This window comes from Longimicrobium sp. (assembly GCF_048594345.1).
Taxonomy (GTDB): Bacteria; Gemmatimonadota; Gemmatimonadetes; order Longimicrobiales; family Longimicrobiaceae; genus Longimicrobium.
In genome coordinates, this window is the sequence record NZ_JBMDXM010000013.1 from 70,220 (window position 1) to 76,859 (window position 6,640).

The following is a 6,640-nucleotide window of genomic DNA, read 5'->3' on the forward strand; positions in this document are numbered from 1 at the left end:
GGTGCGGGTGGAGGATGCCGGCGAGGCAGGATCTTTTGTGAGAGCGTCGGAAACGGGAAGCAGATGGAATGCGGCAGGGGGCCATGAGAATTTTTTTTGGAGAGGGATGCAGATCGGTGGATGATCTCCGGAGCGCACGGTAGCGGGTGGATTGCACCACCTGATGCGCGATCTTGAAGACCATCCACCCGCTCCACGATCCGTGGTGACGGGCTGTCCGATCCCGCGCTTATCGAGCCTCGTACGCTGCCCGTGAATCGGTGGCGAAGGTGGCGCAAAGGCGGGCGACGCGGTACAATATCCCACCGGAGCAACGAAGAACGACGGCCTCTGCGACAGGCGGGTGCACCGGTGGTGCACCCGCCTGCGCGTTTATCCCGGAACCGGGCCGCACCAAAGCAATCAGCGACAGGACGGAAGACCATGGCGATGGAAGTTACCCGCGAGCTCCTTCACCGGCTGCCCAAGGCCGAGTTGCACGTGCACCTGGACGGCAGCCTGCGGCCGGAAACCATGCTGGAGCTGGCGGCCGAATACGGCGTAAAAATGCCGGCCGCCGACCCGGAGACGCTGCGCGACTACATGCACGTGAAGGACGCGCGCAACCTGGTGGAGTACCTGGACCGCTTTGCCATCACCCTTTCGGTAATGCAGACGGCCGACTCGCTGGAGCGCATTGCCTACGAGCTGGCCGAAGATCTGGCTGCGGAGAACGTGCGCTACGCCGAGATCCGCTACTCGCCCATCCTCAACAGCCAGGGCGGCCTGCCGCTGACGGAGACGGTGGACGCGCCGCTGCGCGGGCTGGCGCGGGCCAAGGCGGACTTCGGCATCGAGACGGCTATCATCATCTGCGGCATCCGCAACATGGAGCCGGCCACCTCGCGCGACCTGGCGGACCTTACCGTGGCGTACAAGGACCGCGGCGTGGTGGCGTTCGACCTGGCGGGCGCGGAGTACAACTACCCGGCCAAAAAGCACAAGGACGCGTTCTACACCGTCATCAACAAGAACATGGCCGCCACCATCCACGCCGGCGAGGCGTACGGGGCGGAGAGCATCCACCAGGCGCTGCACTACTGCCAGGCCAACCGCATCGGCCACGGCACGCGGCTGTTCGAGGACCCGGACCTGATGCGGTACATGAACGACTTCCGCATCCCCATCGAGATCTGCCTGACCAGCAACGTGCAGACGCGCGCCGTGGAAAGCTTTGAGAAGCACCCGCTGCGCATGTACTACGACGAGGGCCTGATCCTGAGCCTGAACACCGACAACCGGCTGATGAGCGCCACCACGGTAACCGAGGAGTACTGGCGCGCACACCAGTACCTGGACTTTACCTGGGACGAGCTGGTGAACATCACCATGATGGGCTTCGACAGCGCCTTCATGCACCGCACGCAGAAGCTGGAGATGTGCGAGCGTGTGAAGCGGGAAATCGAATCGCTAAAGCCCGCAAAGGCTTAGGTCGTTTCAGCTCACGTTGATTGTGAGGATATGACAGGGGCCGGCTCCGGATTTCGGAGCCGGCCCTTCCGTATGGGGACGCCGGCGCCGGTGTGGCGCCGCCGGCGGAGATCCCACCTCTCTGGTTCAGCCATTCGGATCCGTCCGTCTTCAACACTTTCCTCCGCCACTCCGTCTGGGAGCAACGACTGGAGAGCCCGATGCCCGCGACCGCGGTCCTCGTACTCCGCTCCCCCACGGCTCCGCGTGACTCATTCCTGGAACGGCCCTGCGCTACGGGCAGATGCGCGACGTGTGATGTACGCCGACCCACTGCCTGGCGGGTGGCAGAGCGCCGCGTACGCCCTTCATCCCGGGGCCGATGGAACGGTCCGGGTCCTCGCGCGCCCCGGGAGCACGCGCTGATGGCGGACGTGCGGGAGGGTCCACGGCTGAGGAGCGGCGCGTGGGGAGGCGGGCGGGCCGCGCCGGTCATGCTGGTGACACGGGTCCGGCACGGCGTGCAGGCTTTTTATGCGATGGCGGGGGGGTTGCTGACCGGCGGCGTTGTCCTGGCGCTGCTGGCGATGGCGGCGCTGTTCGGCCTGACCGCGGGCGTGATGGCGGGAAGGACGATCCGCTTCGACGAGGGGGTGCTGCTGTGGATGAACCGCCGCGCCAGCCCCACGCTGGACCTGGCCGCCCTGCAGGTTACCGCGCTGGGGAACGGGCTGGTCGTGGCCGCCATCTGCGTGGTGGCGGCGACCTTTCTCTGGCTGGCGGGACACCGCCCGTACGCGGCGCTTCTTACGGCCGGCGTGGGGGGCGCGTGGGTAATCTATCCGCTCCTCAAGCTGGCATTCGACCGCCCGCGCCCCCAGTTGTTCGCGTGGCGCGCGGAGTACGCCCATTCATCGTCCTTTCCCTCCGGCCACGCCACCCTGTCGATGGTGCTGCTGGCCCTGCTCGCGTACACCGTTCACCGGCTGGCCAGCCACCGCGGGGCGAGCGTCGCCGCCGTGCTGATCGCGGGCACCGCCGTGCTGCTGATCGGCCTCTCCCGGCTGTACCTGGGGGTCCACTACCCGTCGGACGTCATCGCGGGATACATCGTGGGGTTCTGCTGGGCGGTGCTCTGCGCCGTGGCCATGGAAGCGCTCCACACTCCGCGCGATCGGGCGCGGACAAAATCATCGGCTGGCATCACGACCGGTGCCGGGCGCGGCAACGCCGGATAGCGGGTGCCGGAGTCAGTGGATGGAGACAACCCCGCTGACTCCGTGTGAGGCGTTCTCTTGGGTTCGATCCGCGAGTAACCCTTATACCATCTCCCGGATTTCGATGTGCAGTGAGGGGAACGATTTTCACGCGGAGGCGCGGAGAAAACAGAAGAGGCACGGAGGGAACGCCCAAAACGCCTCCGCGTGATGTTCTTCCGTCGTTCCTCAGCGGCGGAGTGGATTCACGTTGAGGAGGCGCGCTCCCTCAGGAAATCAAACGCTGGGTTGTCTGAAGATCAGATTCTTAAACACACTCTCAGACGCGCCGGGGCGGCCTGATGCGCGGCGGCCGGGGCGGCGGCGGATTGGCGGCGGCGGCGCGCTCCGCGTCCGTGGGAGGGGCGGTGCCAATGCGCTCGGCAAGAAACTGCCAGCGGTCGATGCGTGCCTGCGGGGGAAGGCCGTGGCGGCTCTCGTACCACAGCACCGTATGGGAGGGGCCGGCGGCGCGGTGCAGCAGCGCCGCCTTGTCGGCGGGGACGGTCGGGTCGTGCCGCCCGTTCTGAAACAGGATGCTCCCCGGCGTTACCCGGTCCACGTAGCCGATGCCCTCTACCGGGCGCATGGCGGCCAGCCAGCGGTCCCGCACGTCCGGCGGCATCCGCCGCAGCGGACCCCTGAACGAGCCGTCCACGCCGGTATGGTGCGACACCATCCCGCCGTCGGGAACAACGAGCACATAGGCAGCCGGGCGCGAGTCCACGGCGGCGTACATCGCCCCCACGGCGCCGCCGTAGCTGACGCCCACGTAGGCGATGCGCGCGGGGTCCACGTCGGGGCGGGCCAGCAGCAGGTCCACGGCGCGCTGCAGGTCGATCACCAGCTGCACGTGCTCGGCACGGTCGGCCTCGGTAAACGTCGCCATTTCGCCGCCGCGGCGGGTGAACGGCGCGTCGATGGACACCACCACGGCGCCGCGCCGCGCCAGCGCCACGGAGCTGGCCGCCACCCGCCGCGCGCTTCCCGGCGCGCCGTGCATGTTCACGATCCCCGCCTTGCGTCCTTCGCTCCGCGGCACGTGCAGCAGCCCCGTCACGCGGCCGCCTTTGGGGCTGGCGAAGCTTATGGCGTGCGTCTCCACGCCGTTCCTGACGGATTCCAGCGAGTGGCCCAGCTCCAGCGGCGCGGCGGGATCGTAGGCGAAGGTCCCCGCGGCGATGGCGTCGGCGGGACCGGGTTCGATGCCAATGGACTCCGCGGCATCGTTCGCGTCTGATGACAAGCGGTTGGGGTTGAATCCAGGGGTTCTCTGCATCATCCGCAAAAGCATCGCGAGTAGGCACGGGAGACAACGACGCGTGCCTCCTCGCCCTTCTCCGCGATATCCGCGCCTCCGTGTGATCCGTAGTCTGTCCGCATCCGTCAGCAGCCGAGCACGTTCCGGGTGGGCGGGCACTCCTGGCAGGTGTACGGAAGACATTCATTCGTATCCGCCAAAAGACTAATCCTCACACGGAGTTAACGGAGTCAACGGAGTGAAGCTTCGGCGCGAGGATGAAGTCCGTCGCGCGGCACGAGAAAACTCCGTTGACTCCGTTAACTCCGTGTGAGACCAATCTTTTGAGTAGACGCGGATCAGCCCGGGAGCCGCGCTCCCTGCTCGGCCGCGCGGGCAAAGCGGCGGACGATCTCGCCCGCGGGCTCGGTGGCGCGGATGCCGGCGACGCTGCGGCCGGCCTGCCAGTAGTCCGCCGAGCTGGCTCCGGCACTCTCCCGCTTCATCGAGCGCTTGAGCTGCACCAGGGAGCGCAGCGAGTAGATCATCCGCATCCAGTGCTTGGTGCGGCGTCCGCGCAGCATCCACCGCGCGACGGGGCCGGCGCGGGTGCCCATCCGCCGCACGTGCGGGGTGTTGAGCACGGCCAGCGGCACGCCCGTAATGCGCTCCGTCAGCACCACGTCCTCCTCGCGCGCGGCGACCAGCGCCTGCTTGTACGCCTCCGGCGCGGTGCACTCGTCCGTGGCGATAAAGCGCGTGCCCAGCTGCACGCCCGCGTACCCCATCCACAGCGCGTCCGCAAAGCCCTTCTCGTCGCCCACGCCGCCGGCCAGCAGCAGCGGCACGCCCAGGCCGGACAGCTCGTCGAACAGCGCCCGCGGCGACAGGTGCCCCGCATGCCCGCCGGCGCGGTCGTTCACGGCAATCAGGCCGTCCACGCCGCCTTCCAGCGCCTTGAGCGCCCACTTTCTCGAAACCACGTCGTGGTACACAAGCCCGCCCGCCGCGTGCACGGTGTCGCACAGCCAGCGCGGGTTGCCCAGCGACGAGACAAAGAAGCGCACCCCCTCCTCCAGCGACGTGTCCACGTACCGGCGCATGCGGTCCAGGTACACCCTGGAGCTGCTTTCCAGGATGACGTTCACCCCCACTGGCTTTGCGGTGAGGCGGCGGATGTAGCGCAGCCCTTCGCGAAAGTCGTGGCCGTGCACGTAGGTGAGCGAGATGGGCTGGATGATCCCCATTCCGCCCGCTTCCGACACCGCGGCCACCAGTTCCGGGTTGCTGCACGGGTACATGGCGCCGCAGATGAGCGGCACCTCGATCCCCGCGGCGCGGGTGAATGCGGTTTCGATGGCGGTCATTTACGGGCTGCCGTCGCGAGAGATCATCCCACGAATTCACCAGATCGGAATTACGTGAGAGGATGCTGTTCAATCCGAATCCAAAGCGTTGATTTCCTGAGGGAGCGCGCCTTCTCAACTTACATTCACTCAACCGCTTGCGCGCGACCGAAGGATCTCGTCTGCCCTACGCAGGCACCCGCACGGCTCCCGAGGGCTGGGCCCCGCGCGACCCGACAGAGATCCTTCGGTCGCGCGCAAGCTTCTGTCGTCATGAAAGTTACGGGTGTGCGCTCCCTCAGGATGACAGTGTGCTCCCGTTGGGAGCAGGTGAGGTTCGGCAACAGTCGCTGGGGCCTGACGGAGCGCCCGCGACCGGGGCCATCAGCGCGCCGCCGGCTCCACGCGCGCGGACGCGACGATGTCGCCTTCCATGATCCCGTCGACCACTTCAATCCCCTCCACCACCTCGCCAAAGACGGTGTAGTCGCGCATCAGCCGGGGATTGTCCTTGAGGTTGATGAACCACTGCGCGTCGCCGGTGTCGTGGCCGCGCGTGCTCATGGCCACGGTGCCGCGGGGGTGTGCGACGGTGCCCAACTCGTCGCGCAGGTAGCTGGCGTGGCCCACGTATTCGTTGGTGCCCGGTCCCCCGCCCTGGATCACGAAGTCCGGCTCCACGCGGTGCCAGTTGCCGCCGTCGTAGTAGCCCGCGCGCACCAGGGCGAGCACGCGCGCCGCCATGATGGGCGCCACGTCGCCGCGCATCCGCACCACGAACGACCCGCCGCCGGCCTCCGGCGACATGGTCATGCGGACGCGCACGTCGTGGCCCAGCGCCAGCGCGACGGCGTCCCGCGGCAGCTCGAACCGCGGCGGCGGCGGGCGGTCGTCCGTCGCCGGGCGGCCGGCCGTCTCGAGCAGCGCCACGCGCACGTCGCGCTCCGACTCGTTCGCGCGGCGCACCCACCGCTCGAACGCCGAATCGGCGGCGGCGCGCAGGCCGGGCGCGGGCGATCCCTTCAGCGCGACGGCGGCGGCGCGGACGGCCTGCGCCTGGTCGCCGCGCAGCGCCGCCAGGTACACGTCGTCCGCGCCATGGCCCTCCAGCTTGGCCAGCGCGTCGATGGCCGACTCCTGCACGTTGCCGTCCCGGTCGCGCGCAAAGGTGCGCAGGCGGGCGCTGTCGCCAAGCACCGCGGCGGCGCGGGCGGCGTACAGGCGCACGTGCCAGTCCGGGTGCGTCGCCAGCGCGTCCAGCCGCGCCCGCGCCTGCTCAGGCGCGACCCGCGCGAGCGCCACCAGCGCGTGGGCGCCCGCGTGCCACGACACCCCGCCCGCCGCGCGCC

At 68.6% G+C, this 6,640-nt stretch carries 5 protein-coding genes; 2 read left to right on the forward strand and 3 right to left on the reverse strand.

All coding sequences use genetic code 11. From position 1 onward, the window contains the following. Positions 1-423: 423 nt before the first annotated feature. Positions 424-1,470 carry an adenosine deaminase gene (add, locus tag ACOJUJ_RS01125; protein ID WP_420124994.1) on the forward strand — a complete coding sequence of 349 codons (1,047 nt, stop codon included), beginning with the start codon at positions 424-426 and terminating at the stop codon, positions 1,468-1,470. Between the two features lie 500 nt (positions 1,471-1,970). Beyond that, positions 1,971-2,687, forward strand: a complete 717-nt coding sequence (locus ACOJUJ_RS01130) for a phosphatase PAP2 family protein (RefSeq protein ID WP_420124995.1) — start codon at positions 1,971-1,973, stop codon at positions 2,685-2,687. Positions 2,688-2,985: 298 nt separating this feature from the next. Here ACOJUJ_RS01130 and ACOJUJ_RS01135 read toward each other — a convergent pair whose 3' ends face one another. The 3 genes from ACOJUJ_RS01135 to ACOJUJ_RS01145 all read right to left on the reverse strand — a co-directional run. After that, entirely contained in the window at positions 2,986-3,951 is a 966-nt protein-coding gene (locus ACOJUJ_RS01135; RefSeq protein WP_420124996.1) for an alpha/beta hydrolase family protein, read from the reverse strand. A gap of 353 nt (positions 3,952-4,304) precedes the next feature. Beyond that, on the reverse strand, positions 4,305-5,312 hold the full coding sequence (locus ACOJUJ_RS01140) for an NAD(P)H-dependent flavin oxidoreductase (protein WP_420124997.1): 1,008 nt from the start codon (positions 5,310-5,312) through the stop codon (positions 4,305-4,307). A gap of 363 nt (positions 5,313-5,675) precedes the next feature. Beyond that, positions 5,676-6,640: peptidylprolyl isomerase (locus ACOJUJ_RS01145; RefSeq protein WP_420124998.1), on the reverse strand; the 965-nt coding region annotated here is incomplete at its 5' end.